This window comes from Roseovarius arcticus, assembly GCF_006125015.1.
Taxonomy (GTDB): domain Bacteria; phylum Pseudomonadota; class Alphaproteobacteria; order Rhodobacterales; family Rhodobacteraceae; genus Roseovarius; species Roseovarius arcticus.
This window is the reverse complement of sequence record NZ_SZZN01000001.1, coordinates 686,440-712,789: the sequence shown is the minus strand read 5'-3', so window position 1 is coordinate 712,789 and position 26,350 is coordinate 686,440. Positions and strand designations below refer to the sequence as shown.

General features: G+C 59.1%; 26 protein-coding genes and 1 pseudogene. 18 read left to right on the top strand and 9 right to left on the bottom strand.

The genetic code is table 11. From position 1 onward, the window contains the following. Positions 1–34: 34 nt before the first annotated feature. Genes MK6180000_RS03400 through MK6180000_RS03380 form a run of 5 tightly spaced genes read right to left on the bottom strand, consistent with a single transcriptional unit; the run spans position 35 to position 5,802 of the window. Positions 35–1,159 (bottom strand): ABC transporter permease, encoded by a 1,125-nt coding sequence (locus tag MK6180000_RS03400; protein WP_138933458.1) that lies wholly within the window; start codon positions 1,157–1,159, stop codon positions 35–37. Between the two features lie 2 nt (positions 1,160–1,161). Next, positions 1,162–3,930: a ribosome-associated ATPase/putative transporter RbbA gene (rbbA, locus tag MK6180000_RS03395; RefSeq protein ID WP_138933457.1), complete on the bottom strand. Its 2,769-nt coding sequence runs from the start codon at positions 3,928–3,930 to the stop codon at positions 1,162–1,164. Then, positions 3,927–4,979, bottom strand: a complete 1,053-nt coding sequence (locus MK6180000_RS03390; RefSeq protein ID WP_138933456.1) for an HlyD family secretion protein — start codon at positions 4,977–4,979, stop codon at positions 3,927–3,929. Before MK6180000_RS03390 ends, rbbA begins: the two co-directional genes overlap by 4 nt. 2 nt (positions 4,980–4,981) lie before the next feature. Continuing rightward, positions 4,982–5,611 carry a TetR/AcrR family transcriptional regulator gene (locus MK6180000_RS03385; RefSeq protein WP_138933455.1) on the bottom strand — a complete coding sequence of 210 codons (630 nt, stop codon included), beginning with the start codon at positions 5,609–5,611 and terminating at the stop codon, positions 4,982–4,984. Then, a complete protein-coding gene (locus MK6180000_RS03380; RefSeq protein ID WP_138933454.1) occupies positions 5,608–5,802 on the bottom strand; it encodes a hypothetical protein in 195 nt (64 codons plus the stop codon). Before MK6180000_RS03380 ends, MK6180000_RS03385 begins: the two co-directional genes overlap by 4 nt. A gap of 97 nt (positions 5,803–5,899) precedes the next feature. On the opposite strand from MK6180000_RS03380, the gene MK6180000_RS03375 reads away from it, so the two are divergent. From MK6180000_RS03375 to MK6180000_RS03340, 8 genes are all read left to right on the top strand, one after another. Beyond that, positions 5,900–6,349: a hypothetical protein gene (locus MK6180000_RS03375; protein WP_246040416.1), complete on the top strand. Its 450-nt coding sequence runs from the start codon at positions 5,900–5,902 to the stop codon at positions 6,347–6,349. Beyond that, positions 6,346–6,837 (top strand): cytochrome c, encoded by a 492-nt coding sequence (locus MK6180000_RS03370; protein WP_138933453.1) that lies wholly within the window; start codon positions 6,346–6,348, stop codon positions 6,835–6,837. The genes MK6180000_RS03375 and MK6180000_RS03370 overlap by 4 nt, the downstream gene beginning before the upstream one ends. Before the next feature lie 1,261 nt (positions 6,838–8,098). Continuing rightward, positions 8,099–8,689: an EF-hand domain-containing protein gene (locus MK6180000_RS03365; RefSeq protein WP_138933452.1), complete on the top strand. Its 591-nt coding sequence runs from the start codon at positions 8,099–8,101 to the stop codon at positions 8,687–8,689. Between the two features lie 170 nt (positions 8,690–8,859). After that, on the top strand, positions 8,860–9,246 hold the full coding sequence (locus MK6180000_RS03360) for a DUF302 domain-containing protein (RefSeq protein ID WP_138933451.1): 387 nt from the start codon (positions 8,860–8,862) through the stop codon (positions 9,244–9,246). Positions 9,247–9,681: 435 nt separating this feature from the next. After that, complete coding sequence (locus MK6180000_RS03355; protein WP_138933450.1) at positions 9,682–10,080, top strand: c-type cytochrome; 399 nt, start codon at positions 9,682–9,684, stop codon at positions 10,078–10,080. A gap of 40 nt (positions 10,081–10,120) precedes the next feature. Beyond that, entirely contained in the window at positions 10,121–10,567 is a 447-nt protein-coding gene (trxC, locus tag MK6180000_RS03350) for a thioredoxin TrxC (protein ID WP_342777696.1), read from the top strand. 119 nt (positions 10,568–10,686) lie between these two features. Continuing rightward, complete coding sequence (locus MK6180000_RS03345; RefSeq protein ID WP_138933449.1) at positions 10,687–11,013, top strand: hypothetical protein; 327 nt, start codon at positions 10,687–10,689, stop codon at positions 11,011–11,013. A gap of 108 nt (positions 11,014–11,121) precedes the next feature. Further along, entirely contained in the window at positions 11,122–11,457 is a 336-nt protein-coding gene (locus MK6180000_RS03340; RefSeq protein WP_138933448.1) for a TraR/DksA family transcriptional regulator, read from the top strand. A 37-nt stretch (positions 11,458–11,494) separates the two neighbouring features. Here MK6180000_RS03340 and MK6180000_RS20565 read toward each other — a convergent pair. Beyond that, a pseudogene (locus MK6180000_RS20565) lies at positions 11,495–11,674 on the bottom strand (IS6 family transposase); the annotation flags it as partial. 278 nt (positions 11,675–11,952) lie between these two features. Between MK6180000_RS20565 and MK6180000_RS03330 the strand changes: the two are divergent. The 8 genes from MK6180000_RS03330 (at position 11,953) to MK6180000_RS03295 (ending at position 17,023) form a co-directional block, all read left to right on the top strand. After that, positions 11,953–12,207: a PepSY domain-containing protein gene (locus MK6180000_RS03330; protein WP_138933447.1), complete on the top strand. Its 255-nt coding sequence runs from the start codon at positions 11,953–11,955 to the stop codon at positions 12,205–12,207. A 2-nt stretch (positions 12,208–12,209) separates the two neighbouring features. Beyond that, positions 12,210–12,785 carry a cytochrome b/b6 domain-containing protein gene (locus MK6180000_RS03325; protein WP_138933446.1) on the top strand — a complete coding sequence of 192 codons (576 nt, stop codon included), beginning with the start codon at positions 12,210–12,212 and terminating at the stop codon, positions 12,783–12,785. Continuing rightward, the gene (locus tag MK6180000_RS03320; RefSeq protein WP_138933445.1) at positions 12,782–13,348 is read left to right on the top strand and encodes a helix-turn-helix transcriptional regulator; all 567 of its coding nucleotides are present in this window, start codon (positions 12,782–12,784) and stop codon (positions 13,346–13,348) included. Before MK6180000_RS03325 ends, MK6180000_RS03320 begins: the two co-directional genes overlap by 4 nt. 100 nt (positions 13,349–13,448) lie before the next feature. Beyond that, the gene (locus tag MK6180000_RS03315; protein ID WP_171054522.1) at positions 13,449–13,739 is read left to right on the top strand and encodes an ArsR/SmtB family transcription factor; all 291 of its coding nucleotides are present in this window, start codon (positions 13,449–13,451) and stop codon (positions 13,737–13,739) included. Continuing rightward, positions 13,736–14,794 carry a permease gene (locus MK6180000_RS03310; RefSeq protein ID WP_138933444.1) on the top strand — a complete coding sequence of 353 codons (1,059 nt, stop codon included), beginning with the start codon at positions 13,736–13,738 and terminating at the stop codon, positions 14,792–14,794. The genes MK6180000_RS03315 and MK6180000_RS03310 overlap by 4 nt, the downstream gene beginning before the upstream one ends. A gap of 12 nt (positions 14,795–14,806) precedes the next feature. Continuing rightward, positions 14,807–15,043: a thioredoxin family protein gene (locus MK6180000_RS03305; RefSeq protein WP_138933443.1), complete on the top strand. Its 237-nt coding sequence runs from the start codon at positions 14,807–14,809 to the stop codon at positions 15,041–15,043. A gap of 379 nt (positions 15,044–15,422) precedes the next feature. Then, positions 15,423–15,728: a c-type cytochrome gene (locus MK6180000_RS03300; RefSeq protein WP_138933442.1), complete on the top strand. Its 306-nt coding sequence runs from the start codon at positions 15,423–15,425 to the stop codon at positions 15,726–15,728. An 11-nt stretch (positions 15,729–15,739) separates the two neighbouring features. Next, complete coding sequence (locus tag MK6180000_RS03295; protein WP_138933441.1) at positions 15,740–17,023, top strand: FCSD flavin-binding domain-containing protein; 1,284 nt, start codon at positions 15,740–15,742, stop codon at positions 17,021–17,023. A 736-nt stretch (positions 17,024–17,759) separates the two neighbouring features. On the opposite strand, the gene MK6180000_RS03290 is transcribed toward MK6180000_RS03295, so the two are convergent. The 3 genes from MK6180000_RS03290 to MK6180000_RS03280 form a co-directional block, all read right to left on the bottom strand. Then, entirely contained in the window at positions 17,760–20,171 is a 2,412-nt protein-coding gene (locus tag MK6180000_RS03290; RefSeq protein WP_138933440.1) for an FAD-dependent oxidoreductase, read from the bottom strand. A gap of 23 nt (positions 20,172–20,194) precedes the next feature. Then, the gene (locus MK6180000_RS03285) at positions 20,195–21,748 is read right to left on the bottom strand and encodes a trimethylamine methyltransferase family protein (protein WP_138933439.1); all 1,554 of its coding nucleotides are present in this window, start codon (positions 21,746–21,748) and stop codon (positions 20,195–20,197) included. Positions 21,749–21,853: 105 nt separating this feature from the next. Further along, positions 21,854–22,759, bottom strand: a complete 906-nt coding sequence (locus MK6180000_RS03280) for a LysR substrate-binding domain-containing protein (protein ID WP_171054520.1) — start codon at positions 22,757–22,759, stop codon at positions 21,854–21,856. Between the two features lie 239 nt (positions 22,760–22,998). Between MK6180000_RS03280 and MK6180000_RS03275 the strand changes: the two genes are divergently transcribed. Beyond that, the gene (locus MK6180000_RS03275; protein WP_138933437.1) at positions 22,999–24,663 is read left to right on the top strand and encodes an ABC transporter ATP-binding protein/permease; all 1,665 of its coding nucleotides are present in this window, start codon (positions 22,999–23,001) and stop codon (positions 24,661–24,663) included. After that, positions 24,660–26,264 carry an amino acid ABC transporter ATP-binding/permease protein gene (locus tag MK6180000_RS03270; RefSeq protein ID WP_138933436.1) on the top strand — a complete coding sequence of 535 codons (1,605 nt, stop codon included), beginning with the start codon at positions 24,660–24,662 and terminating at the stop codon, positions 26,262–26,264. The genes MK6180000_RS03275 and MK6180000_RS03270 overlap by 4 nt, the downstream gene beginning before the upstream one ends. Positions 26,265–26,350: the final 86 nt, after the last annotated feature.

The following is a 26,350-nucleotide window of genomic DNA, read 5'->3' as shown; positions in this document are numbered from 1 at the left end:
TACGTTTCTTACACATTGCGCACAGCCTTTGAAATCATCCTGAAAGGTTCATGGAGCGGCGAAACAATGCCAAGCTGGCCGCGAAAAAGGCCAACCCAAGTCCACCCATAAGGGTAAGTTGAACCCACACTGTCTCCACTCCCGCGCCGCGAAAAACCACCGCCTTGGCGAAGGCGAGAAAGTGGCGTGACGGCAGCGCCATTGTCAGACGCTGAACGATGTCGGGTTGGCTCTCAATGGCCCCCATGCCGCCGGAAAGCATTATCATCGGGATGATGACCATAATAACCAGTAATGCGAATTGCGCCATGCTGCGTGCCATGGTGCCCAGAAACATGCCAATGGCGGCAGCGGCAGCAAGGTAGATCGCCGTTCCAGCCAAAAGCAGCGGTACGGACCCGGCCACCGGCACTTTTAGAAAACCCTGCACCACAACGATCAGCGATAAGGTAAAGGCTGCGAGAACCACGACCACGTTCGCCAGCACCTTGGATAGCGCAATTTCTAGCGGGGTGAGCGGCATAACCATCAGGTGCTCGACTGTGCCCTGTTCGCGCTCGCGCAGCATCGCCGCGCCGGTCAGTGCAATAGTCAAAAGCGAGAGTTGGTTGAGCAAGGAGGAGACCGACTTGAACCAAACCGGATCACCGTTGGAGTTGAAGGCGCGCCGCAATTCGAGTCGTAGCGCAGCATCGGGTGTATCGGGATTTCCCGTCAAAAAGGCACGCGTTTCCGAGGCCAGAATGTTACTAATGTAGTCGGTGCCAAGCTGGGCCTGTGATACGGCGGTGGCATCTACTTCAAGCTGAGCGGCGGGCTTTGCCCCGGCAATCACATCCGCCTCAAATCCGGGTGGAAAAGTCAGAACAAACATTATCTGGCCCGCGTCCATATCGGCGGCGACCTGATCGGCCGCAATCAACAGCGGTGGCTGAAACCACGGCGGGCCAAGCGCGGCGGTGATCTGCCGGGAGAGCATGGAGTTGTCTTCGTCCAGAATGGCGATCGCGGCGTTGTAAACGGTGTCGCCTGCCCCGCTAGCCTCTAGCATGACTGCGATGATAAAGGACCAGAGGATCAGGATGACCATCACCGGATCGCCAAGAACGCTTTTCAACTCCTTGCCGGCAAGCCAGAAAATATTAATCAACTGGCGCATCTCTACCGCTCCTGCTTGCGCAAGGCAAAAATGGCGAGTGCAGTCAGAACCGGGCCGAACGCGGCAAGGCGCAGCAGGTGGCCCGACAGCTCGGGCAGCCCCAACCCCTTGGTAAAAGTACCCACACTTAGCCCCATGTACCAAGTTGTCGGCCAGAGCGTGCCAACGATCCGCGCGGGGCCCTCCAGCGACGAGACCGGCGTGATCATGCCCGAAAATTGCAGTGTCGGCATGACCGATAGGATCGCAGCGGCAAAAACCGCAGTGACCTGCGTTTTGGCCATCATCGACACCAACAGGCCATAGCCGGTGGCCGCCACCGCATAGAGGAGCGCGCCCAGAACCAGCGCGGCCGGGCTGCCCTTGAGCGGCACATCCAGAACCGTGACCACCAGCACCGTCAGGATTATGAAATTCAGCAGTGTGATGCCGATATACACCAACTGCTTGCCAATCAGGAATTCTGCACGGCCCGTCGGGGTTACGTAGAAATTCGTGATCGTGCCGATCTCTTTTTCGCGCGCCACGCTGACCGCCATCAGGACGGCGGGAAATAGCAGGAGCAGCAGCGGCGGGATCGAGGGTCCGATAGCAGGTAGACTTTCCATCGACGGATTGTATAGAAATCGTGGCTCAAGGCTCGCGGGTGCAGCCTGATCCTGTCCCTGCGCAGCGGCTAAGGCGGATAGCGCCAAAGCGGATTGTGCGCTCGCTGTCGTAGTATGACTATGCGCGCCTTTGACATAACTCTCCACCGTGCCAGCGCGGCTGGTATCGGTCCCGTCGATAAGCGCGGCAATTTCCGCAGTTTCGCCGCGCCGCACGGAATCGCCGAAATCTGGCGGGATTTGCAGCGCCAGCGCCAACTCCCCGCTGACCATGCGTCGATCAAGCTCGCCGGGGTCGTGGATCGGCGCCATCTGCCTGAACCAATCGGACTCCTCGAACCCCGACAGATAGGCGCGGCTTTCGGGGCTACGGTCGAGGTCAAAGACGGCAAAGGGGATGCCCCGCACCTCTTGGGAAATGCCGAACGACATAATCAGCAGAAGGACCGCGCTGCCGATGAAGGAAAAGGCGAGCCGCACCGGATCACGGCGCACCTGCATTGCCTCGCGCGCCGTATAAGCCAGTAAACGCCTCAGGCTGAAGCGCTGAGTGCCACTTGGGCTTGCGGGCGTCTCATTAAGGGCCAAGTCTACGTCAGAATCCGTCTTTTCCTGCGGCATCGCGTCCAGCATGTGGGCAATGAACGCATCCTCCAGCGTTTCCATGCCTCGCGCCGCGATGATTTCCTGCGGTGCGCCAGTCACCAGAACCTTGCCTGCGTGCATCAGGGAAATGCGATCACACCGCATCCCTTCGTCCATGAAGTGGGTCGAAATAAAGATCGTCACACCTTCCCGGCGCGCCAGATCAGTCAGCATGTCCCAGAACGCATCGCGCGCCTGCGGGTCCACCCCCGAAGTCGGCTCGTCAAGGATCAAGATGTCGGGTGCATGGATCACCGCAACGGCCAGCGACAGACGTTGGCGCACACCCAACGGCAGCGATGCCGCACCTTGATTTAGGTAAGGCTCCAGCCCGAAACGCGGCACTAAGTCCGCCATCCGCTCATCAGTCAGATCGCGGCCCAGATGGAACAAACGCGCATGGAGCAACAAATTTTCGCGCACGGTCAGTTCGCCATAAAGTGAGAATGACTGCGACATAAAACCGACCCTGCGGCGCGCATCGAGATTTTGCGCATCGACCGGTTGGCCAAAAATCCACGCCTCGCCAGTTGTCGCGGCAGTGAGGCCCGTCAGCATTTTCATGGTTGTGGTCTTGCCGCAGCCATTTGAGCCGAGAAAGCCAAAAATCTCGCCACGTTTGATCTCAAAACTGACCGCATCGACTGCTGTAAAATCGCCAAAACGTTTGGTCAGGCCGGTTGCCTTGATCGCGGGTGGGCCATCCGGGGCGGTGCCAATCAATGCTGGTGCGGGGGCTGCGTTTGGGGGATCTGATCCGCCACCCAACAGTGCGACATAGGCTGCCCCGACAGTATCGGTTCCGGTCTGCGCCATGAGATCGTCGGGGCTGGCCTCGGCCAAAATGCGCCCTTCGTTCATGGCGATCAGATGTTCGAACCTCTCGGCCTCTTCCATATACGCCGTCGATACCAGCACCGACATTTCCGGGCGGCCCTCGCGGATCGTGTCGATCAGATCCCAGAATTGGCGCCGCGACAACGGGTCAACGCCGGTCGTCGGCTCGTCCAATAGCAGAAAATCGGGGTCATGGATCAGCGCGGCGCACAGCCCCAGCTTTTGCTTCATCCCGCCCGAAAGCTTGCCGGCGGGGCGGTCAAGAAACGGCGCGAGGCCGGTTGCACCCGTCAGGCGCTCAATCCGGGCGGCACGCTCGGCTCGGCCCTGTCCGAACAGCTTGCCGAAGAACTCCAAATTCTCGCGTATGCTGAGGTCGTGATAGAGGTTTTTGCCCAGCCCTTGCGGCATGAAGGCGATCCGCCTTCCAATATCGGCCCGGTGCCGGGCGCTGGACATATCGCCGCCCAGCGTAGCGCTTTGGCCCTCTTGTAGCTTCTTTGCACCGGACACCAGGCCCATCAGCGTGGATTTTCCCACACCGTCCGGCCCGATTAGCCCGACCATGCGCCCGGCAGGAACGTCGACTGTGACATCGTTAAGCGCCGTGACCTTACCGTAGCGATGACTGACCGCTACCAGCTTTGCCACAGGGTCGGTTGTCGCCTCCCCCGTTGTCATTGGCCTGTCCCGGTACCGGTCTCCGCCGCCTCTGCCGCCGGCGCAGGCAGGACATCAACCACCTTGGGTGTCAGGCTTTCGGGCCAGTCGGGCATGGTACCGTCCGGCGAGGCCAGCCGAACCCAAGCCACGCCGCGAACGCCGGTCTTGACCTGTGCGAGACGCGCCTCAACCATCTGCTGCGGAATACGCACGCGCACGCGAAACATCAGGCTCTCGCGCTCTGCGATGGTTTCGACCTGTTTAGGCGTAAATTGCGCCTGCGGAGCCACAAAGCTGACCTTCGCAGGAATGGCGACATCAGGCATAACATCGACCACGATGCGCGCCTCATCTCCCATCTGCACTCTTGTCGCTGGCCCGGCAGGCAGGAAGAATTCCATATAAACATTGCCCAGACTAACCAGCGTCAACACCTTGCCACCGCTGCCGAGCACCTCGCCCGGCTGGGCCAGCCGGTAAAGGACACGGCCCGGCACAGGAGCATATAGCGTGCTGTCGGCGATCCGTGCCTCAATCTCATGCTGGTTGGCGATTTCGGCATCGACAGCGCGCTCTTTGGCGCGCGCCTCAGCTTTTGATGCGATAAGGCCCGCCTCGGCCAGCTGCGCTTCGGTCCGGCGGATATCTAGGCTGTCACGCGAGATTACGTCGCGTTCGCTCAGGGTTTCGGCGCGTGCTTGTTCGCTTTGTGCCAGCGCAAGGCTAGCTTCTGCCTTTGTCACGCCAGCTTTGGCCACGGCGACCGCCGCTTGGGCACTGGCAACGGCGGCCTGCGCGCGCGCCTGTTGCGCCTCTAACTCAGCAGTATCCATCACAGCAAGAACGTCGCCCTCTGCAACAAGGTCGCCCTCTTGCACCGCAACTTTGGCAACACGGCCCGCTAGGCGGGTCGACACATCAACAAGATCCGCCTCAATCCGCCCATTGCCGCGCGCAAACCCCTCAGGTGGCAAGCCGCTAGGCGCGAGAAAAACCTTCCAGATAGCAAATCCAAGCAACCCGGCAAGCACTGCCAGCACCAGCAAGATTGAGACCCGTCGCGACATGACTACTCTCCCTTTTCGCCCTCAAATTCAGCTATTATGCCGCGCCGATAGATCGCAAAAACGCGCGGGGCATCCTCGGCCATATGGCTCATGTCGCCCGCGATCAGCGATTGCATTGCTAGGCCCTGGATCGTGCCGATGAACAGCGTTGCTGCCGCCTCGCTGTCCAGATCGGCGCGCAATTCGCCGCGCGCTTTTCCCGCTTCGATAAGGTCATTCAGCCGGGCCGCGTATTTCTTTAACATCGTGCGCGCCATGCGCTTGGCGGGTGTCGTCTTGGAGCCTTGCAATTCGCCAAACATCATCCGGGGCGCGCCAGGATGCTCGGAAACGAAGGCCACATGCGCCAGAAACATCGCCTGAATTGTCTCCAGTGGAGACTCGATCCCCTCTGACGCCTTATCGATGCGCGCCATGAGGCGTTCAGCCACCCATTTCATGACTGCCTGCCAGATCGCCTCTTTGTTCGGAAAATGTCGAAAGAGTGCGCCCTGCGTCAGGTTCATGTGTTTAGCGATGGCTGCGGTTGTGATAGAGTCTGGATTGGTGCTTCCTGCCAGATCGACAACCGCTTCGACGGTGACATTGCGCCGCTCTTTGGCGGGAAGGTTCTTTTTTTGGGGTGCGTTCATTGCGGAGCCTCGGTTTGCGATGCCGCAGCGTTATACGGACCCATGGCCAAGATCATCGACAGACCGCTGATGGTCGCAAAAAGCGGGAGCGCCGCGAGGAATCCGCCGCGCACTGCGACCAATTGGATCAGCGTCCCGGCGATCCCTACAAAGAGCGCGCTCGCGCCCATTGTGGTCCTATTGATGAACATGATGGCTACCCCTCTTGGATGTTCAATGCTGCTACTCATAACGCAGTGCATCATGACTTGATTAAATATAGTAATCAATTACTATCTTGATTCGAACATGGCTGGCAACTCCAAAACCGCAGGCTCATGCCGACCGGTCTTGTTCGGGTTGCTGACTATCCTTGCAGGCGGTCGGGCGCTGTTCGGTGGTGCCGACGCACGCGCAGCGGTGGGCAATGCCGTGCCTTTCGTTCTGTGGTTCAATTTTCTCGCGGGATTCGCATATGTAGGGGCCGGTGCTGGCCTCTTTTTCCGGCGATCTTGGGCAGTTAGGCTGTCGATTGGGATCCTTGTTGCTACGATCTTGGTGATGATCGCCTTCGGAGTTCATCTGTTGATCGGCGGTGCCTATGAGATGCGCACAGTTGCGGCGATGAGCCTACGCACCGTGATTTGGGGCGCTATCGTCGGCGCGGCGATCCGCGTGCCGGACGACTTTGGCCCGGCCTTGACGGCGGAGCATCCCCGTTCACTGTTTCAAAGCGAAGAAGAAGGAAAAACAAAATGACTAGCGCTGCGAAAAAGACAAATCCAATACGGCTTGCCGTATCCTCGCTGGCAGTGGGGATCGTGTTGTCCGCCGCGCTGCCGGTGACTGCCGAGCAGGCACAGCCAGTTTCACCGGAGTTGACACCAAAGCTGCGTGATCTGCTCCGCAAAGAGATGTTGTCGGTGGAGGATGCCAGCCACCAGATCATGTCCTATTTGATTGCCGGAGATGATGACAACGTCGAAAAGCTCGCGCAGAAAATACATGACAGCTTTATTTTGCAGCAATCCATGACGCCTGAGGACAAGCAGGATCTAATGGCTGCCGTGCCAGAGGATTTCGTAACGCAGGACCGGGCGTTTCACGCACTCTCGGCTGATCTGGTAGAGGCGGCCCGGAAAGGTGACAGGCCTGCGCAACATCAGAAATTCGGCGAAATGATACAGGCCTGTTCAGCTTGTCATACGCAGTATGCGACTGACCGGTTTCCGAAATTGTCTGAATAAAGACGCCGCGTTTGTGGTGACAAGGGCGGGACCTGCACCCCAAGTAACGCGTTGTGATCAGTCATAGGCCACGACCCCGCGCGGCGCCCCCCACATGATCGCGAGGGAGACGCTATATGTGACCTACTCTACTCCGAAAAGGACTGCTCCGCATGCACGCGCGCTCAGCGGCGCGAGGCGGCGTCAATCATTGGCATTGATGACGCGTATCTGTTGCGTATGACCCATTTTTTCGTCGCGCGGGTCCGTGCCGACAGACAGCTCGGCCGTTTCTATGCGGTGGATGACGAGGACCACAGATCGCGGCAGCTCGCACAGATGATTTCATTCTGGCTATCTAACACCATGGAAACAGACGACTATGTCGGCCAGTGACGCCGCCCCAATCAGCGAGGGCATCGAAATGGTATACCCCATGATCAGATGGCCCAGGATGACGCCGATAAGGGCCAGCTTGGGCGGCCGCACTTATGGTAAAGGGCGTTAGTGAGGGGGCCAATACTGGCGCTAGGCTTAACCTGAACGCTCTGCTCATCGAACGCGACGCCGAACAGCTGCGACGTGTCGGGGTGGGACCGCTGTTCACGTTATGAGGCGGCTTTCCGGATGATGTTTTCGGGGGTGAGGAACATCCGTTGGGTAGTCCACTGTAGCTGCTAGTGCATGGTCGGTCTCTGATCTATCGGGGCGATACTTTTTGGTGCCAGTGGGTGGTCGCCGTGTTGCTGATAAGATTGCAGCGACTGCAAAAACGGGCGCTTGCAAGATGGTCTTGACGATCTTTTGTCGCGTCACACCCACATTCAGGGCCGCGCGGATGTAGAATTCAAGTTGCCCGGACGCGGCCCATACTGCAGACAGTATTGCCACCGCCAGCATCCCGCGAGCCTGCCGATCGTTGCGTCCCGACGGGCTTTATCCGGGAAAGCGTAACCCCGAACCAGCTCGGCAGCAGGCAGGACCTTGGCCCCGCCCCCGCGCGACCAGAGAGTATCCTGTCTGTGCGGTAAGCGATGGGATGCAAGGCACGGGCACGCCGCGACGTCTGGGCGCTGACCCCGCACAGACCGAGCCGATCAATCTTGGCACCTTGGGCAAGGCGCGACCGCGCCGTCCATCTTCCTGAGGATTCTGCCAAGTCAGAAAACTGCACGATTAGTTCCGGCGTTACAAAGCGTTACAAAAAATTCACCCCGATGCCGTGCGCGCTTGGTCTGAGATACTTATGTGTTTCTCATGACAACTGAAAAAGGAGATCATTATGTCACAACGTTTTATACTTGCCCTCTCATTAACTGCGGCAACCGCACTTGGCGGCGCTGCCTACGCTGAGAATAATCATGGCCACGGGGCGAAATCTCAATCCGCTGAGTGCGGCCCGATGCAGGCCGGTGGCTCCGGTATGATGGGCGATAAGCCCAGCATGATGCAGAAGATGCACCGCATGCACGGCAGCAAGACGGGCGGCATGGGTAATATGGGCAAAGGCATGATGGACGGTGCCATGATGCAGATGCTCGACGCCGATGGCGATGGCAACGTGACACCTCAAGAGATGCGCGAGCAGATGCAGGCCAAGTTGACCGAATATGACAGCGATGGGGACGGCACATTATCGATCTCTGAATTCGAGACGCTGCACAGCGCGATGATCCGTGAGAAGATGGTGGACAAATTCCAACATCTCGACGCGGACGGCGACGGCGTCATCACCAGCGACGAAATGACAGCGCCAGCCAAGAAAATGGAACGCATGCAGAAAATGCACTCTGGCATGGGCAAGATGCAAGGCAAGCCTGGCCAAGGCATGGGTTCTGGGATGAATAACGCCGACGACAGCAACGATGACTAAGGATTGTGGCGCCGCCCCATGGTCGGCGCGACTTTCTCTTTGAATGGAACGGGAGAGCGACATGATGGTTTGGTACTGTGCAGATCAAGGATGCTGCTGGCTGTAACATCGGATCTTCTGAGCGTCCCTGCACTGGACAAATAGTCCTTAAGTTTAGAGAAAGGGAAATAATGTCATATACTTATGACCGCATTCTGAAAGACGTCAGGATAGATGATGCGGAATCGCGCATGCGCGAAGCGTTGGCGGAAAGCGGGTTTGGTGTTCTAACTGAAATCGACGTCAAGGCGACGATGAAAAAGAAGATCGATGTCGATATGGAGCCCTACCGCATCCTTGGGGCCTGTAGCCCGAAAATGGCCCATAAGGCCATCGGTATTGAGCCACGTGTGGGCGCGATGCTGCCTTGCAATGTCATCCTGCGCGAAGTGGATGGCGGCACCGAAATCAGCGCCGTTGACCCGGTGGCATCCATGCAGGCCATCGACAATGATGCGTTGCACAAGGTCGCGGGCGAGGTCCGTGACATGATGCGCGCGGCTGTTGACGCCGCCTGACGAAAGCGTCTCTCCATTCAAGAAGTCTAGTACAAAGCTCGTCAGCGCTGGCCTGTCCTGGAGCGCGGCGGCTCTGCCGGAGACTTGATACCTGAGAAGGATGAGGGTCATGGAAAAGAGCAAGATGGCGAAAAGCTATTCACCGGATATCCGCACCGATGCGGTGAGCATGGCGCTGGCGCGCCAAAGATCGACATATCGTGATCGGAAGTGCTGAGTTCGCTCCAAAGCGAGCGCGCGCCTTTGCAAAGCGCAAGTCATGGCGATTGCGGAGCGTTTTGGTCGTCGCTCTGGCATATTGGGATGCGCCTAAACACATATCATATTCGAGCGATCAACACTGCCCGCCAGCCACCAATCGACCTCTAATTGATCCGGATCAACCCGGCGATCGGTACGGCCGGGTACGATGGGTGGTGCAATAAGGAGACTCAGATGCTTGGCCTGCGAAAAGTGATGCTATTGGCGCTGTTCATCGGCACGCCCGCAATGGCTCAGGACATTGCAGAAGGCGAACGATTGTTTCACTACAGATGCGCAGTCTGCCATGGTCTGGAAGCGGATGGCGCGGGGCTAATGGCACCGGTATTGCTTCTGCAACCGATCGATTTGACGCAGTTGCAGCGCGCAAATGGCGATGAGTTTCCGCTGAAAAGGGTGGTATGGCGAATCGACGGGCGCGATCCGCTGGTCAGCCACGGATCGCCAATGCCTGTGTACGGTGATTTTTTCGAAGGGCGTGGCATCAGCCTGAAAACCAATTCAGGCCAAGCGATCATGACCAGCCAGCCTATCGCCGATCTTGTTGCTTGGCTGCGGTCGATACAGCACTAGCGCAAGGCGCATTGCTGACCCGAAAGAACGGAGGCGAAAAGTGGCTATTACTGTTGTGTGCCTTGAATGTGGCCAAGCAAACCGAATACCCGAGGCAAAACTGGATGCCGAACCTAAATGCGCGCGTTGTGGGGCGGGCTTAATCAAGGGAACACCGACCGAAGTCTCGTTCGAAATTCTTAGTAAAGCTGCGCGGATGGATGGCATCCCGCTGATCGTGGATTTTTGGGCTGCCTGGTGCGGACCCTGCCGTATGATGGCACCAGAATTTGCATCGGCGGCCAAGGCGCTAAAAGGGACAGCACGCTTTATAAAGCTGGACACCGAGGCCCATCCCCAAGCGGGGGAACGATATGGCATACGTGGAATTCCCCTACTAATTGCCTTCGCTGGCGGACGCGAGGTCAAGCGCCAGTCGGGCGCGATACCCGCGTCGAAGATCATAGAATGGGCATCCGGAATATCCCAAGCGAAAGGTGATGCCTGATGATTTGCACCCGCTCCGCCCCCCCCCTGCTCTATGGCATGGCAAACCTGCACAACCGTTTACAAAGCAAATATCGATGCAATCCATCGATGAAGATACCATTTGGAGGGAGTTGAGAAATGCACGCTGATCTTGAAACCCGGCGCCGCGTTTTAATCGTGATGTACCAACGTTACTCGGAAGCTGACCGACGCTGGAACTTGGCGTTGCGTGAGATGAGCGCTTGGTTTCCGACAGAACAACAGCCCACTCGTTCAAGAATGGGCGATCCGGGTTCACCGATACGTCGGCTTTATGAGCAACGCAAACGAGCGATGGTCCAATTGGAAGCAGCGCGAAAAAAACTTGACGTTGCGAGGCAGCGTTTGGCTGAAAAGCGCCAAACACCAACCACGACTACTTTTCTTTGCCTCACTTACACCGGCCCTGTCGCGCACATAGGTTGATAGCCAAGCCTATATCAGCGGTCACGGCAGGAATGGGCCAGCCGCGGGAATGCGCAGCAGGATTAGCGCTTTTGCCCCATACCCCGACTAGAATTCAAGGAGCGAGTTATGACCAATACGGATCGACACAAAAGACAAATAGAGGCGCAGTTGCAAGAACTCGGCGCACGCCTGAAACGGGTGGAGGACAGTCTGGATGAACCAGCCAATCAGGACTTGTCGGATCAGGCAATCGAACTCGAGGATGACGAGGTTCTGGAAGGCATCGGGCGCGCCGCCCTGCGCGAAGTCCGGCTTCTGGAGGGGGCACTCGATCGCATTGCAAAAGGGACTTATGGAATTTGCGAAAGCTGCGGCGCGCAGATTGCAACCGCACGTCTCGATGTCGTACCACATGCAGTTCTCTGCGGAGATTGCTCGGGAGCGGGGCCATCGAAGTCGTAGCTGATCCTACCGGCTGTCGTGATTGACGAATCCGCGTCTCAGCCCGAGCATAGCGGTATAAGTTTGTGGTAAGTCTGTAGCGGCGCGGGCGGAAGATCAGGTTGATTTGATCGGGTGTAGTCAGAGACCCCTGCGCCTGTCGGTGAGACGAGAACCGGCCGAATATACTCTCTCGCTTGCGGGTCGGACTGTGCGATCCTTCGATGGCGTTATTCATCGCAATATCTTGGCCATATCGGCAGAACTTGGCGATCCCCTCTTGGAGCATGCTCCCCACCGGCATTGCACGCTACCATCACCGTGGGACGCAGTTCTGACCGAGAACCGACCAATCAGATTTCGGCACGTCAGGATTGGCGGTTCCCCGCTCTAAGCAACGGCTTATTTGCGTGTTTTAAGCTGTCTGGCAATGGCGGCACTGGGCTGGACAGTCCAGCTAGACATCCAGCGACAACAGGCGTTGCCGCAGTGCTCACAACTGAATTAAGGAAACAAATGCGTAAACTTGCCATGATCACATTTCTCGCGCTTGCGACACCCGCACTTGCAGAAGACCTCAGCACGGACACGATGCTCGGGACGACAATGGAGGGCGTTCAAACCAAGCTGACCGAGATGGGCTATGAAGTCCGCAAGGCCGAAATGGAAGACGGCAAGATCGAGGTCTATTTCGTCAAGGACGGTAAGATGGGCGAAGTCTATGTGAACCCTGAAAACGGCCAGATCACCAAACTCGACATCAAGAGTTGATCATGGCGATTGCTTCAGATCACTTAAGCGAGCGTGAAAGCGCCCGCGACGTGGCTGTCTGGGATCCGCTTGTTCGGCTGATCCACTGGTCTCTTGCCCTGACAATCCTCGTCAACGGCGCATTCATTGATGGCGAAAGCAAGCTGCACGAATGGATCGGGTATGTTGCGCTGGGATTGGTGGGGATCCGTCTTGTCTGGGGGATCCTGGGCCCGCCACACGCGCGGTTTTCAGCATTTCCGCTAAATCCGGCACGGGCGATCCGCTATGTTCGCGCCGTTATCCGCGGCGACAAGATTGTTCATTTGTCACATAACCCGCTCGGCGCCCTTATGGCATACAATCTGTGGCTGACAGTAATCGTCCTCGGCGTCACCGGCTACATGATGACAACGCTGCGGTTCTTTGGCATCGACTGGGTCGAACAGGCGCACGAGTTGGCTTTCAACTGGTTGCTTCTGTCGGTTGCGCTGCATGTCGCCGGTGTGGCGTTCGATACATGGCGATCCGGTGTCAATCTGGTCCGCTCCATGGTAAACGGACGTAAGCGTATCCCAGACGGAACAAAGGTAGAATGAAGCGACCAAAGCAGTCTGGACATGCAGGGGGACGGCGGGCGACAGTGCTCGCCTGCCTCATTATCTTGCAGTCGCTCTGCGCATTGTTTTTCATCGGCGATGTGATTTCGGATTTGCGCGCAGGCATGGGTCCTTATGATATGCACTTCGCACTCGAAGCTATGGCCTCTGTCGCGCTCGTCGGCGGGGTCGCGTTCATGATGGTAGAGCTGCGTCGATTACTGGCGCGGATGGATGATATGGACGCCGGGCTGAAAGTCGCGCGCGGACAGATGGCCGAGGTGATGGACGACTTCTTCGACGACTGGAACCTGACGGCAGCAGAGCGCGATGTCGCCCTAATGATCCTCAAGGGTTTGGACAACGAGGCCATAGCCCAAGTCAGAACCACGGCGTCCGGCACTGTTCGGGCCCAGACCACCAGCATTTATTCAAAGTCCGGCACCCACGGCCGCGCACAGTTTACCAGCCTTTTCATGGAAGAGCTGATGTCCGGCGATTTCAACGCCTGTCCCGTCGCAGATGGCCTTCGGTCATCTGTTGCCAATGCGTCGAGAGGATAATTCTCAAAACTAACAGGTCGCGGTTAAACCTGTGGGTTTTGATTCAGGTCAAGGCGTCGAGGCCCCGTCATGCGTACAAGCGCATAAGGGGGATGCCGTCATGATTCTAAACGTTCTTTCCGCTCTGGCCGAGCCCACGAGGCTCGCGGCGATCCGGCTCCTTCGCGATGGTGACGAACACTGTGTCTGCGAATTGATGCAGACCCTGGGTGCGACCCAAAGCCGAATGTCGCGGCACATGCAAGTTCTCAAGCAAGCGTGTCTGGTGATCGACCGTCGTGACGCCCAATGGGTGCGATATCGTATCAATCCAGATCTAAGCGCCGGTGTTGCGGACGTTCTTGAGGCTGTGCTTCGCGTCGAAATCGAATTTGAAAGGGCTGTCGCATGACCGCAGAGACACATGGCACCGAGCCTCTTCGCGAGCGTCCTGATTGGTTCTGGTATTTCGGTATCGCCGTAGGCGGCGTTGTCTGGGTGCTGCTTTATCGGCAGCTAATTCCATTTTCGGAATGGGCAACGGCGCTTCTTCCGATCCCGCGGCACAGTCATACAGGCGAGGCGATTGCCTTTTTCCTCTATGACGTCCCCAAAGTGCTTTTCCTGCTTACGCTCATAGTCTTTGTCACAGGCGTGCTACGAAGCTGGTTTAGCCCGGAAAAGACGCGAGCGATCCTGTCCGGCAAGCGCGAGATACTTGGCTATCCGCTCGCTTCGGGGCTGGGGGTGCTGACTCCGTTCTGCTCTTGCTCTTCGGTGCCGCTGTTTATCGGCTTTGTCTCCGCAGGCATTCCGCTCGGCGTCACCTTTTCGTTCCTGATTGCCGGACCAATGGTGGGGCCGGTTGGTCTGGGGCTCCTGTTCGGACTGGTGGGGTGGAAAATCACGGCAATCTATCTGGTATTCGGGTTCACGATTGCGACGGTGTCTGGCTGGATTATGGGGCGGATGGGGCTTGAGAGATACCTGCAAGACTGGGTGCGCGAGCTGAACGCAGGCGCGGCAAATGGTTTGCAAGAGGAACGGCTGACTATGGTCGACCGCATCAAGGTCGGGCTGGATCAGGTCAAAGAAATCCTGGGAAAGGTCTGGATCTGGGTCGTGATCGGCATTTCCATCGGTGCGCTCATCCACGGCTATGTACCCGAGGCCGTCATGCTGAGGATCATGGGTGGGGAGGCATGGTGGTCTGTACCTGCGGCTGTGGTGGTCGGCGTTCCGATGTATACCAACGCAGCGGGCGTCATCCCCATCGTCGAAGCGCTTTTGGGCAAGGGCGCGGCTCTGGGCACGACACTGGCCTTCATGATGTCGGTGATTGCGCTCAGCCTGCCGGAAATGATCATCCTAAAGCAAGTGCTGACTCTGCGCCTGATCGCGATCTTTATCGCAGTGGTGGCCTCGGGCATCTTGGCCACTGGATTTCTGTTCAACGCGTTGCTCTGAAGGAGATGAACCATGAAAATCGTCAAGATCTACGGTCCTGGCTGCAAACGCTGCGACGCCACCGAGCAGATGGTTAAAGGCGCCGCATCAGACCTAGCAATCGATGTCACAATTGAAAAGATTACCGATCCACGAGAAATTGCAATGGCGGGAGTCATGTCCACGCCGGGCATCGCGGTGGATGGCACGCTGGTTCACGCGGGCGGCTTGCCTGACAAGTCCAAACTTGAGGGGTGGTTGTCCGCCTGAGATGGTTATTCTCGAGTGCGGCAATCTAAGTTGGCTGCCTTGTACCCCCGCAGACTATTGCACCGGCACCGCAACCTTCGGATTGGTTGTGACGTCCAAGAGCGCAGTTCTGGTTGATCCCGTAAGGCGCCGTTGGAAAATTTTGCGGACATTGACGCAAATCAATTTCCTCGTCGTGGCGCGCGGTACCACTGATAGGGAATCGCCAACTGCATTTCAGAACTTTTGTCGCAGGAAAAGTGTGCGCCAAGTTAGGAGTGTCATCTTTTCTCGCTTTCATGAGTCGCGCAGATACGGGCCGTGCCCAGCCGACTATCGCTGCGAGGACGTGCGGTTCACCACGAGGTCGTTTTGCGCCGAGAAGCTCGGAGGAACCAATATGCGCCTAATTTTGAATTTTATTACACCGATTACGCTGGCAGCCGCATTGCTGCCTACCACGGGGTCGGCCGAGCCAACCATCCGGTTGCTCGCCGACAGTTGCGCTGCCTGCCACGGTACCGATGGCAACAGTCCCGGATCCATCGACGAGCTTGATGACATCAAACGCGAGGAGTTTGTCGAGGAGATGAACGAGTTCAAATACGAGCAGGGCAAGGGTCGCATCATGGGACCGATTGCCCGCGGTATTACAGACGCGCAGATTCAGGCGCTCGCTGACTATTTCCAAACCCTTAACCGCTGAGGAGACCGATCATGAAACTTTCCCGCAGATCCTTTAGCTCAGCGTTGGCGGCGGGGGCATTTGGCAGTCTTGCCGCTCCAGCCCAGATGTTCGCCCAACAGGCTGGCGCAGGTGGCCGTGTGGTCATCGTCGGAGGCGGCTTTGGTGGTGCGACATGCGCCAAGTATCTTCGCCGCGCCAATCCAGATCTTAATATTACCCTGGTCGAGCAAAACCCCCAATATGTTACATGCCCGTTTAGTAACACGGTGATCGCGGGCATGACTCCGCTATCGGCCATGACAGTGGACTATGCCCGCTTGCGGGACGGCTATAATATCAACGTTGTTGCCGACCGCGCGACAGGGATCGACACTGATGCCGGTTCTGTCAGCCTCGCCGAAGGTCAGGCCCTCAGCTATGACCGTCTGGTGCTGGCACCTGGTATCGCCACCCGTTTCGATGCGATCGACGGCTATGACGAGGCGGCGATGGGGGTCATGCCCCACGCTTGGAAGGCCGGCCCGCAGACCCAGCTTCTGCGCGATCAGATTCAAGCAATGGAGGATGGCGGCACTGTGATCGTCGCAATTCCGACCTCGCCCTTCCGGTGCCCGCCCGGCCCCTACGAGCGTGTCAGCCTGATCGCGCATTACCTCAAGCAGTCCAAGCCGAGATCAAAGGTGCTGATCCTTGACGCTAACGACGGCTTCGCCAAACAGGCGTTGTTCGAGGAAGGCTGGTCAAGCCTCTATCCCGGTATGATCGAACGCGTCCAAGGGGCAGAATTTGGCCGCGTGACGGGCGTCGATGTCGGGCAAAAAACGCTCATCTGTGCAGATGGCAGTCGGCATGTGGGCGATGTGCTTAACTTGATCCCGCCGGAGAAAGCCGGCGCTATCGCCGAAGCGGCGGGACTGATCGACCAGTCCGGCTGGTGTCCAGCGGATCCCACGTCGCTGGTGGTGAGTGGCCAGCAGAACATTCACGTGATTGGCGACGCCGCATCAACCGGTTTGCCTAAATCCGCCACGATCGCGAACAGCGAAGCCAAGGTTTGCGCCGCTGCCATCGGCGCGTTGATGCAAGGTGATCCGGTTGGCGACCCCGTCTACATCAACGCCTGCTACAGTCTACTTGCACCGGAATACGCAATTTCTGTCGCGGCAATGTACGAGGTCAAGGAAGGCAAGGTCGCGCCCATAGAAAATGCAAGCGGCACAAGCCCGCTGGGAGCCAATCAGAAGTATCGCGGCAAGGAGGCAAAGGATGCACACGGCTGGTATGCCAGCATCGTTGCCGACACATTCACCTAAGCAAGCTAAAGGCCGCCCAAATGGACCCGGCCTTGTCATGGCGGGGTGGGGCGGCTGCCGTCGGCCCACCCGCACGCATCGTCAAAATCGGGTTACAGCTTCAATCTACGCGATGGGGTGGGCGCGCTGTAACAGTCTCTGGTCTGATCCCGCCGCCGCAGGCCATTTCTGCCGCTAGGCTTTGCAGTTGCATTGGTGGCGGTCGTTCCGCGACAGGTGTTTACGCGCTTGCACCGCGAAATTCGGATGTGCAAGCAATGCCGGTCGGCGGCTAAGTTTGAACTGGGAACGTGGCTAAGCAGAGAATACCACGTCATGAAAACCTCCCACTCACAATTGCCCTGACCTAGGCTGCCGACGCCGCGCTGGCCAAATTCGAGGTGGGTAATACCAAGTACATGTCCACGGTTAATTTTCAAACCAGCGATGGTGCAACAGAAAGAAACAGAAATTAGGATATGAAAAACGAGATATAATTCGTTGAAATCCTTCGCGCCGGGATGAGCCCGCCGTTGCTTCGGTCTGTACGGTTTCATCTCATCGACGTTAACACCTTATCGTCTCCCAATCGTTCCAACACGGACGGGTGAAGAGGGAAGTCCGGATGGAGTTGGCACGGTTTTGAAGGCCATCGCCGTTTGAAAGGGCGGAAGGTCCGGCTTTGGCTTCGAACACATTTCGCTGACTGCCGCAGGCGATACGAACGGCGGTTCATCCCTCACAACCTGACACTTAGTTAAGCCTTCTGTCGGGCATTCGCGGGGTCCCAGACCGGAGTGTCATGAAGTGTCAGCGCCCGGCGTTCGCCCAGAATGACAACCTCTAGGCCATCGGTGGCGTCCGGCTCCACATAGGCAAAGACGAGACTCTTGCCGGTGGCGTGGCCGTAGCCGCCCGAGGTGCAGACGCCCACGACGCTATCTCCATGCATCACCGCCTCGCCGCCATAGATGTCGCAATCGGTGGCGGCCACCTCGCCATAGACCAGCTTGGTGGCAATCCCCTTCAGGCGCACAGTCTCTGTTGCGGTGCGGCCCTTGAAATAGCCCTTTTCGGGGGCATAGAAGCGAGTGCAATCGGCCTCGATCAAGGTGATCTCGTTGGTCAGCTCCGATCCGTATCCGCGATAGCCCTTTTCCATCCGTAGGGAATTCACTGCCTGCACGCCGAAATCGGCGATGCCATGCGCCGTTCCTTCGGCCCAGATGGCGTCGTAGAGCCTTGCCAGCTCGGCCATGGGCGCGTGCAACTCCCAGCCCAGCTCGCCCACGTAATTCACGCGCAGCGCGCGCACGGGAATACCCGCGATCTTGATCTCCCGCGCAAAGAGCCAGCGGAAGCCCGCATTGCTCAGGTCGGCATCGGTGAGAGGCGCCAGCACATCGCGCGCCTTCGGACCGGCAACCACCAGCATGCCAAACTCATCGGTCACATTGGCGATGGTCACAACGTCGTCTGCAGCAAAAGTCAGCTGATCGAGCGCCATCCGCTCGGTGCCAGCACCCGTCAACACATAGAAGCGATCATCGGCGAGCCGCGTGACGGTCCATTCGCCGTCGATCCGGCCATTATCCGACAGAACATGGGTCAGGGTGATGCCGCCGATCTTTTTCGGCAACTTGTTGGCGGTCAGCCCGTCCAAAAGCGCCTCGGCGCCCGGGCCGGTAACATCGAACTTGGCAAAGCTGGAAAGGTCCATGAGACCCACACGCTCGCGCACGGCCTGGGCCTCCTGCGCCACGATGTCAAAGACGTTGTTGCGGCGATACTGCAGCGTTTCCTCGAACCCTTTGGGGGCGAAATATTTGGGCCGCTCCCAGCCATAGACCTCGGTGTAAACTGCGCCCTTGGCCTTGAGCGGCTCGTAAAGCGGCGACACCCGGCTGGGGCGGCCTGCATGGATCTCGCGCCCCGGCAGCGGGGTTTCGAACATGTTTTCGTAATCGTCGAAGCTCTTGGCACGGGTATAATCCGGGTCCGCATAGGCCCCGAAGCGGCGCGGATCGACGCAGTGCATGTTGATCTCGGCATCGCCATGTATCATCCACTGCGCCAGGTATTTGCCGGTGCCCGCCCCCTGCGCGATGCCGATGGCCGCCCCGCAGCACTGCCAGTAATTGCGCAGTCCGGGGGCGGGGCCGACCAGCGGGTTTCCATCGGGCGTATGGGGAATTGCACCGTTGATGATGCGCTTGATGCCCGCATTGGCAAAGATCGGCATCCGCTCCAGCGCCTTTTCCAGCCAAGGCGCGATGCGGTCGATATCGCCCTCGAAAAGTTCGTTCTCGCTGTTCCATTCGGGAAATCCGCCACGGCCCGCCCAGGCCTCGCGGCTACCGAAATGTTCGTAGATGCCGACCAGCCCGGCCTTTTGCTCCTGCCTGTAGTAGCCTGCTGTCGCCGGATCGCGCATCACGGGCAGCTCGAAATCCGAGCCTGCGAATTCCGCAAGCGGCTCGGTCACCAGATACTGGTGCTCCATATTGGTGATCGGCGTCTCGACGCCCACCCACTTACCGACTTCGCGCGCATAGCAGCCGGCGGCATTGACGACATGTTCGCAAGTGATGTTTCCCTTGTCGGTCGTCACCTCGAATTCGCCCGAGGGCAGCAGCTTGATGTCTGTCACGCGCGTGCGGCGCAGAATCGTCGCGCCGAACTGGCGCGCGCCGGCGGCCATGGCATTGCAGGCGCTGGAGGGGTCCACATGGCCGTCCATGTTCGTGTAGGCCCCGGCAAGAATGCCATCGGTCTCTAGCCAGGGGTTTAGTTCTTTGATCCGGTCCGGGCCGATGATTTCCATGTGAAAGCCCACATTAGCCGAAAACCCGGCGACATGGCGGAACCAGTCCACCTCTTCCTGCGTGGTGGCTAGGCGGATGCCGCCGCAGCCATGCCATCCCGCCGGCTGGCCGGTGATCTCTTCCAGCCGCGGGTAGAGCGTGTTGGAATAGTGGTGGATCTTGGCCATGTTGTAGTTGCTGATAAAGCTGGGGCATTGCCCTGCCGCGTGCCAGGTAGAGCCGCTGGTCAACTCACCCTTCTCGATTAGCACGATGTCTCTCCAGCCTTCCTCGGCCAAGTGATAGGCCAGGCCCACGCCCATCATGCCACCGCCGATGATCACCACCTTTGCGTGAGACTGCATCTCGCTATCCTTTCCGTCTTGGTCTACCAACTTCCGTTTCCAGCGCGCATCCTATCTCGGGGCAGGATGATGTTGAAATTCTCGCGAAGCTGCCGGTCCACCGCTTCGGGGATATGGGCAGGATAATGCTCGGCCAGAATCTGCTGCACCGTATCGCGGGCGACGTCGCGGGCATCGCGGGCGCCCGCATCCTCCCACGCGCTGATGCTGCGCCGGTCGGCGATCTTTGGGTAGAGGTAATCCGTCTTCATCCGGCTGAAGGTTTGCGGATGCCCAAGGTAATGCCCCTCTCCCAGCACGACATCACGGATCACGTCAAAGCTCAGCGTGTCCTCGGTGACCTCGACACCGCGCACGGTGCGCAGGATCGCCCCGATCAGATCGTTGTCCAGAACGTAGCTTTCAAAATTGGTACCCATGAGCGATCCATGCATGCCTGCACATTCATGGATCATCGACGCCCCCGCATGCGCCGCAAGCGAAATAGTATAGCCCTTTTCACCCCCCGCCTGCATGTCGGGCAGTTTGCTGTCGGTCATTCCGGCGGGCACCGAATTGGGCAGGTCGTAAAATCCGGCCATCTGGGCGCATGCAGCCGACAGCAAGGCCTGCTCGCCTGAGCCGCCCGACATTGCACCGGTGCGCAGGTCGCTTACGAAGGGCCATGTGGCAAAGATGCCCCGACACTCGGGATCGATGATGTTGCACAGGATCAGCCCGGCCAGCACCTCGGCGCAGGATTGCGCGACGGCCCCGGCCAGCGCGGCGGGCGCCGTGGCCCCGGCCTGACCAGCTGCAACCAGCAGGATCGGCATCCCGGCCAGAATCGCCGCCTCGAGCGCCTCGCAGCTTTCGGTGGCAAAGCGCATCGGCGGCACCACGTGGCAGCAAACCGCAGTGCAAAACGGGCGCTCGCGGAACTTGCCCTCGCCCCCGGCCACCGCATCCAGCATGGGCATGACGGCCCTGACGCTGGCGCTGTCCGTATAGCTGACGGCGATGGATTTGGACGTGCCCGAAAGGCACGCATAGGTGGTATTGATATCCAGATCGAGGATGGTTTTCGCATCCCGCGCGACGACCGAACGGTGATACCAGTGGATGTTGTCCAGTTGGTCCACCAGCCGGGCAATGTCAAAGAGGTCAGCCACGGTGCTCTCGCGGTATTTGCCGCTGTGAAAATCCATGATCGTCGGCGCCGCGCCGCCGGTGCCCGCATGCACCCGCCCGCCGCCGATTTCGATATCGTGTTTCGGGTCGATCCCGTGGAGCGTGAACTTGCGCCGCGTGCGCGCGATCACATCCTCGACCAAGCCGCGGGGAAAGAGCAGGCGGCCAGCATCATCCACATCGCAGCCCGCAGCAACGGCGCGCGCCTGAAGGCTGGGGGTGACCTGCGACAGCCCCAGATCGGCAAGCAGCGACAGCACCAGTTGATGTACGCGCTCCATTTCGGGGCCAGTTAGCGGGCGATACCGCCCACCGATCATTCCGGGGCTGATGGGCGGGACAAAGGGGACTGCATCCGGTTTGCCGCGACTGCGGCGATTGGGTGCTCGGGATGCGGTGACAGGCATGGGAAACCTCGCGCGTTAACTGAGGTTCACTAGCCTTGGAAAAATCGGTTTACTCAAGCGATCTTTATGAATGTAAAACATTCCCGCAGGTCATGCGAAAGCGCGTCAATCGGCGCATTCGTCCATGATCCACTCCAGAAATCCCGCGACAGCCGGGTCCGAAAGCCTCTTTAGGGATGCGCCGATGTAATAGCTGTTGGTGGTCTCGATCGGCCTGTCGACAGGGCAGATCAGCCGTCCGGTCGCTAGCATGGCGTCGGTGATATAGCTCCAGCCCAGCGCGACGCCCCGCCCGGCCTCGGCCCCCTGCAGAACCATCGGATAGCTGTTGAGGCGAATGCCCCGGCGCAGGGGCTGCCCCGTAACGCCCTGCCGGGCCAGCCATACGCGCCAATCCACCGCGCCCCAGATGGTGCCGCCGCCATCCAGATGCAGCAGTGTCTGATCCAGAACATCGCCCGGGCTCTGCATTTCCGGGTGAGCGCGCAGATATCCGGGGCTGCACACAGGGTAGACTCGCTCGCCAAACAGCCGCCGGGTCTCGATCCCGTCCCAGCCGCCATCGCCATATAGCACCGCGACATCTGCATCCCCTTGGCCCAGGTCGACCTTCTGATCCGTCGCCAGGACGCGCAGATCGACCTCGGGGCAGCGTTCGGCAAACCGCTCTAACCGGGGCATTAACCAGTAGTAGGAAAAGGCGACCGAGGCGGCCACGGTGATCTGCGGTGCCTCGGATGCGGATCGCAAACTGCTGATACATTGGGAAATCTCATCCAGCCCCCGCGTTACCGCGTCAAGAAGCAGGCGGCCCTCGCGGGTCAACTCAATGGCCCGGTGCCGACGCCGGAACAGCGGCTGGCCCAGATTGGTCTCCAGAGACTTGATCTGCCGACTCACCGCGCTTTGGGTCAAGCAAAGCTCGTCCGCTGCCGTGGTAAAACTCATGCGCCGGGCGACTGCTTCGAAGGTATGAAGCTGTGACAGGGCTGGCAGGGAGTATTTTTTCAATTGAAGCTTCCTTAAAGCAGCAATGGCGAGGTCAAACTGGCGACCAGCAATAAATGCACGACCATGGAAGCCATGTGTCCAGATTTGACAACAAATTGAAGCCATAAATGCGAAGTGCTGAACACCCCGGTCACCGCTTTACGGCTGCGGCCGCACTATGGCGGGTTGCAATGGGGCCGACCCAGTGGTTCGTTCAGGTCCAACGATGCGTAAATGAGTATAGAAATGACCGGACCAAAATGACCGGACCAAAACGGCAAAGAACATCGACCGACCGCCAGCGGGCGAGCACACGCATTATTGCACCGGTGTCTAGGCCTCTGCGCATCGCAGGAACGCTTGCGGTTATGGCGGGGTTGATCTGGCCTGTTCAGGCGGCAGCATTGGCATGGGCCATTTTGGGGTGGGTGTCGGGTGACATTAGCCGTACTGGCCCTGCCGCCCTGATCTTTGTGTTAGGCGGGATCGTTCGTGCGGGGCTCGACCGTCGCGCCGGAAAATGGCTGTTTGATGCCGCGGACCAAACGATCACCCGTGAACGCGCGGCTTTGATCGGGCGCGAGGCGCGTGCGCGGGCCAATACCAGTTCGGCCGAGATCGCCGCCTTGATCGTGCAGAAATTGCCGCTGCTTCAGCCTTGGGTCACCCGCTATTACGTTGCGATGGTCCGGGTCTCGATACTGCCTTTAGTCCTGTTGGCTTTGGCGTTCTGGTTCTCGTGGGTGGTGGGGTTAATTCTGCTGGTCGTTGGGCCACTGATTCCGGTCTTCATGGCACTTGTAGGGATGGCGGCGGAAGAGGCATCGCGCCGCCAGATGGACGAAGTTGGATCAATGAACACGATGCTGATGGATCGCCTCTCAGCCATGCTCGACATCCGGCTTCTAGGGGCAACGGAACGTGCCGCTGCAGATTTCTCAGACCGCGCCGAAGCGCTGCGCGTTCGCACCATGGCTGTATTGCGTGTGGCTTTCCTGTCCTCCACCGTGCTTGAATTGTTCAGCGCCATCGGCGTTGCGATGGTCGCGGTCTTTGTCGGCTTCACCCTGCTGGGAGTGATCCAGTTCGGGAGTTGGGGCACGCCGCTCGGGCTTGGTGAGGGATTGTTCTTGTTGCTCATTACGCCGGAGTTCTTTCAACCCTTTCGCGACTTGGCCGCCGCCTGGCATGACCGGGCTGCGGGGCTGTCGGTAGTTGCTGATCTGGACGCGCTGGACGCGGCAGAGCGGATGGGTTTTGTCGGCGTTGCCGATGAAGCCCCCCCACTGCCCGGTCCCCTGACGCTGTCGCTGTTGGGGGCCGTCGCTGCGCTACCGGGGCGCAATGTGCCACTGCCAGATTTGCACCTGAGTGCCGGAGAGGCGCTGGCGCTGACCGGCCCCAGCGGTACTGGTAAAAGCACCGCCCTTGCCGCAATTGCAGGGCTGGTTCCGCTTGCAAGGGGGGCCATATCAGTCTGCGATCAGACGTTGGACGCAGGCACCGCCGATGCATGGCGCGCCCGTATCGCGCTGATTCCGCAAACGCCGCATTTCCCTGATCAGACGTTGCGCGACTGGCTTGCCCCCGATGGGAAGGGCGCAGACCCTTGGCCAGCCCTAAAATTGGCCGAAGCGGACGAGGTCGCGCGGCGACTGTCAAACGGGCTTGATACCCGACTGGGGGAGACTGGCGGCGGCGTATCGGGCGGCGAAGCGCGGCGTTTGATGGTCGCTCGCGCGATCCTGAGCGGACGTGAGTTGATCATTGCCGATGAGCCGACAGCGGATCTTGACCCCGAAACGGCGGCACAAGTTATCCGCGCCCTAATCCGGCTGAAGGAGGGTGGGCACAGTCTGATCGTCGCGACCCACGATCCGGTACTAGCGGATGCGATGGACCGATCTATAGAGATTCTGCCATGAAGGCGCTTTTACCTATCGTTCGCCTGCTTGTGTCAGCATCTCCTTGGGCGATGGTGCGGGGGGCGGCGTTGTCAATCATTGTTCTGCTGATGGGGACGGCGCTGCTAGGTCTTTCCGGCTGGTTCATAACCGCTACGGGGATCGCTGGGATCGCTGGGATTGGGATCGCCTTCGATGTGTTTCGCCCGTCTGCCGGGGTGCGGTTTCTGGCACTTGGCCGCACAGCCGCGCGGTACGGGGAACGAATCTTGACTCATGACGCGACTCTGCGGGCGCTGGCGGCGCTTCGGGTGACGCTGCTGAGGCGGCAGGCGCGGCTGGGCGACCGTGATCTGGCCAGCCTGCGCAGCGAGGCGGTGCTGACGCGGATCGTATCCGACGTAGATGCGCTTGACGGTGTTGTTCTGCGGCTGTTGCTGCCGGGGCTGGCGGCGCTCGCCACCCACGCACTGGTGTTTCTTGCGCTGGGGTGGCTGGCTGGCTGGCCAGTCGCGTGGGCCGTTTTGGGCGGTTATATTCCCTTGGCAGCGCTAATTTTCTGGCGTCTCGCGCGGCGTAGCATCCAACCCTCGGATGCGGTCGAGGCGCAGGATCAGAAGCTGCGGCGCGGGGTGATCGATATGATCCGGAACCGCCAATCGCTTATCCTCGATGCAAGACTTGGCAAGCGCGAAGCGGCGCTGATGGATCTGAACTCGGACACCCGCACGGCCGCGCGGGCGCTGGATCTGGCAGACCGTAATGCCGGGGCTGCGCTGTCGGCGCTGTTCGCTGCGGTTACCGGACTTGCGCTTTTGACCGGCGAGTGGATGGTTGCACGCGGACTTGTAGGTCCGGCAGTCGGTGCCATCAGCGTCTTTGTTGCCTTGGCGCTGGCAGAAACGCTGCTGCAGTTGAGACGTGGTTTTTCAGATTACGGCAGGATGGTCGGTGCCGCCCGACGGATCGGTGGGGAGGCAAAGACCCAGCCCGATATATCCGAAAGGACTGCGATGGATTTGAAGAACGTGCCGATCCTTTCAATTCGCAAGTCGAATCTGAGCCTTGACCTTGATGCCCGAGATGCCATTGCCCTGACCGGGCCAAGTGGCTGCGGCAAGACAAGTTTGCTCATGCAGATTGCCGGGCTTGCCGAGAGTAACGGAATAGCCATCCTTGGGCGGCATCCCAGGGATTGGCCCGAGGCGGCACTGCGCGACGTCGTTGCAATGGTGCCGCAACGCAGTGCGTTGATCGCCGGCACCGTCCGTGAGAACTTGTACCTTGCGACAGATGCGCGCGATGACGAGATGTGGCGCGCTTTGACTGCGGTAGCGCTGGACGATGTAATCCGGGAGCGCGGCGGATTGGACGCTATGTTGGCAGAGGCAGGTGCGGGCCTCTCGGGGGGACAAGCGCGGCGACTGACACTGGCGCGGGCAATCCTGAAATCACCCCAGCTTTTACTACTGGATGAGCCGACCGAAGGGCTGGATCCGGAAACGGCGTCCCGTGTTCTGTCGGGCATTCAAGCGGCTCTGCCAGAAGCGGCGATTCTGGCGGTCCTTCATCGCGGCGCGGATCATTCGGTGTTCGATAGACGATTCTCAATTGATCTATGACAATGTCACCGACCGGAATTGGCATACCCATATATCCTTAAGATAATTGAGTGTCGGCACTGGGGTCGGAATTTCCATAGCGCCAC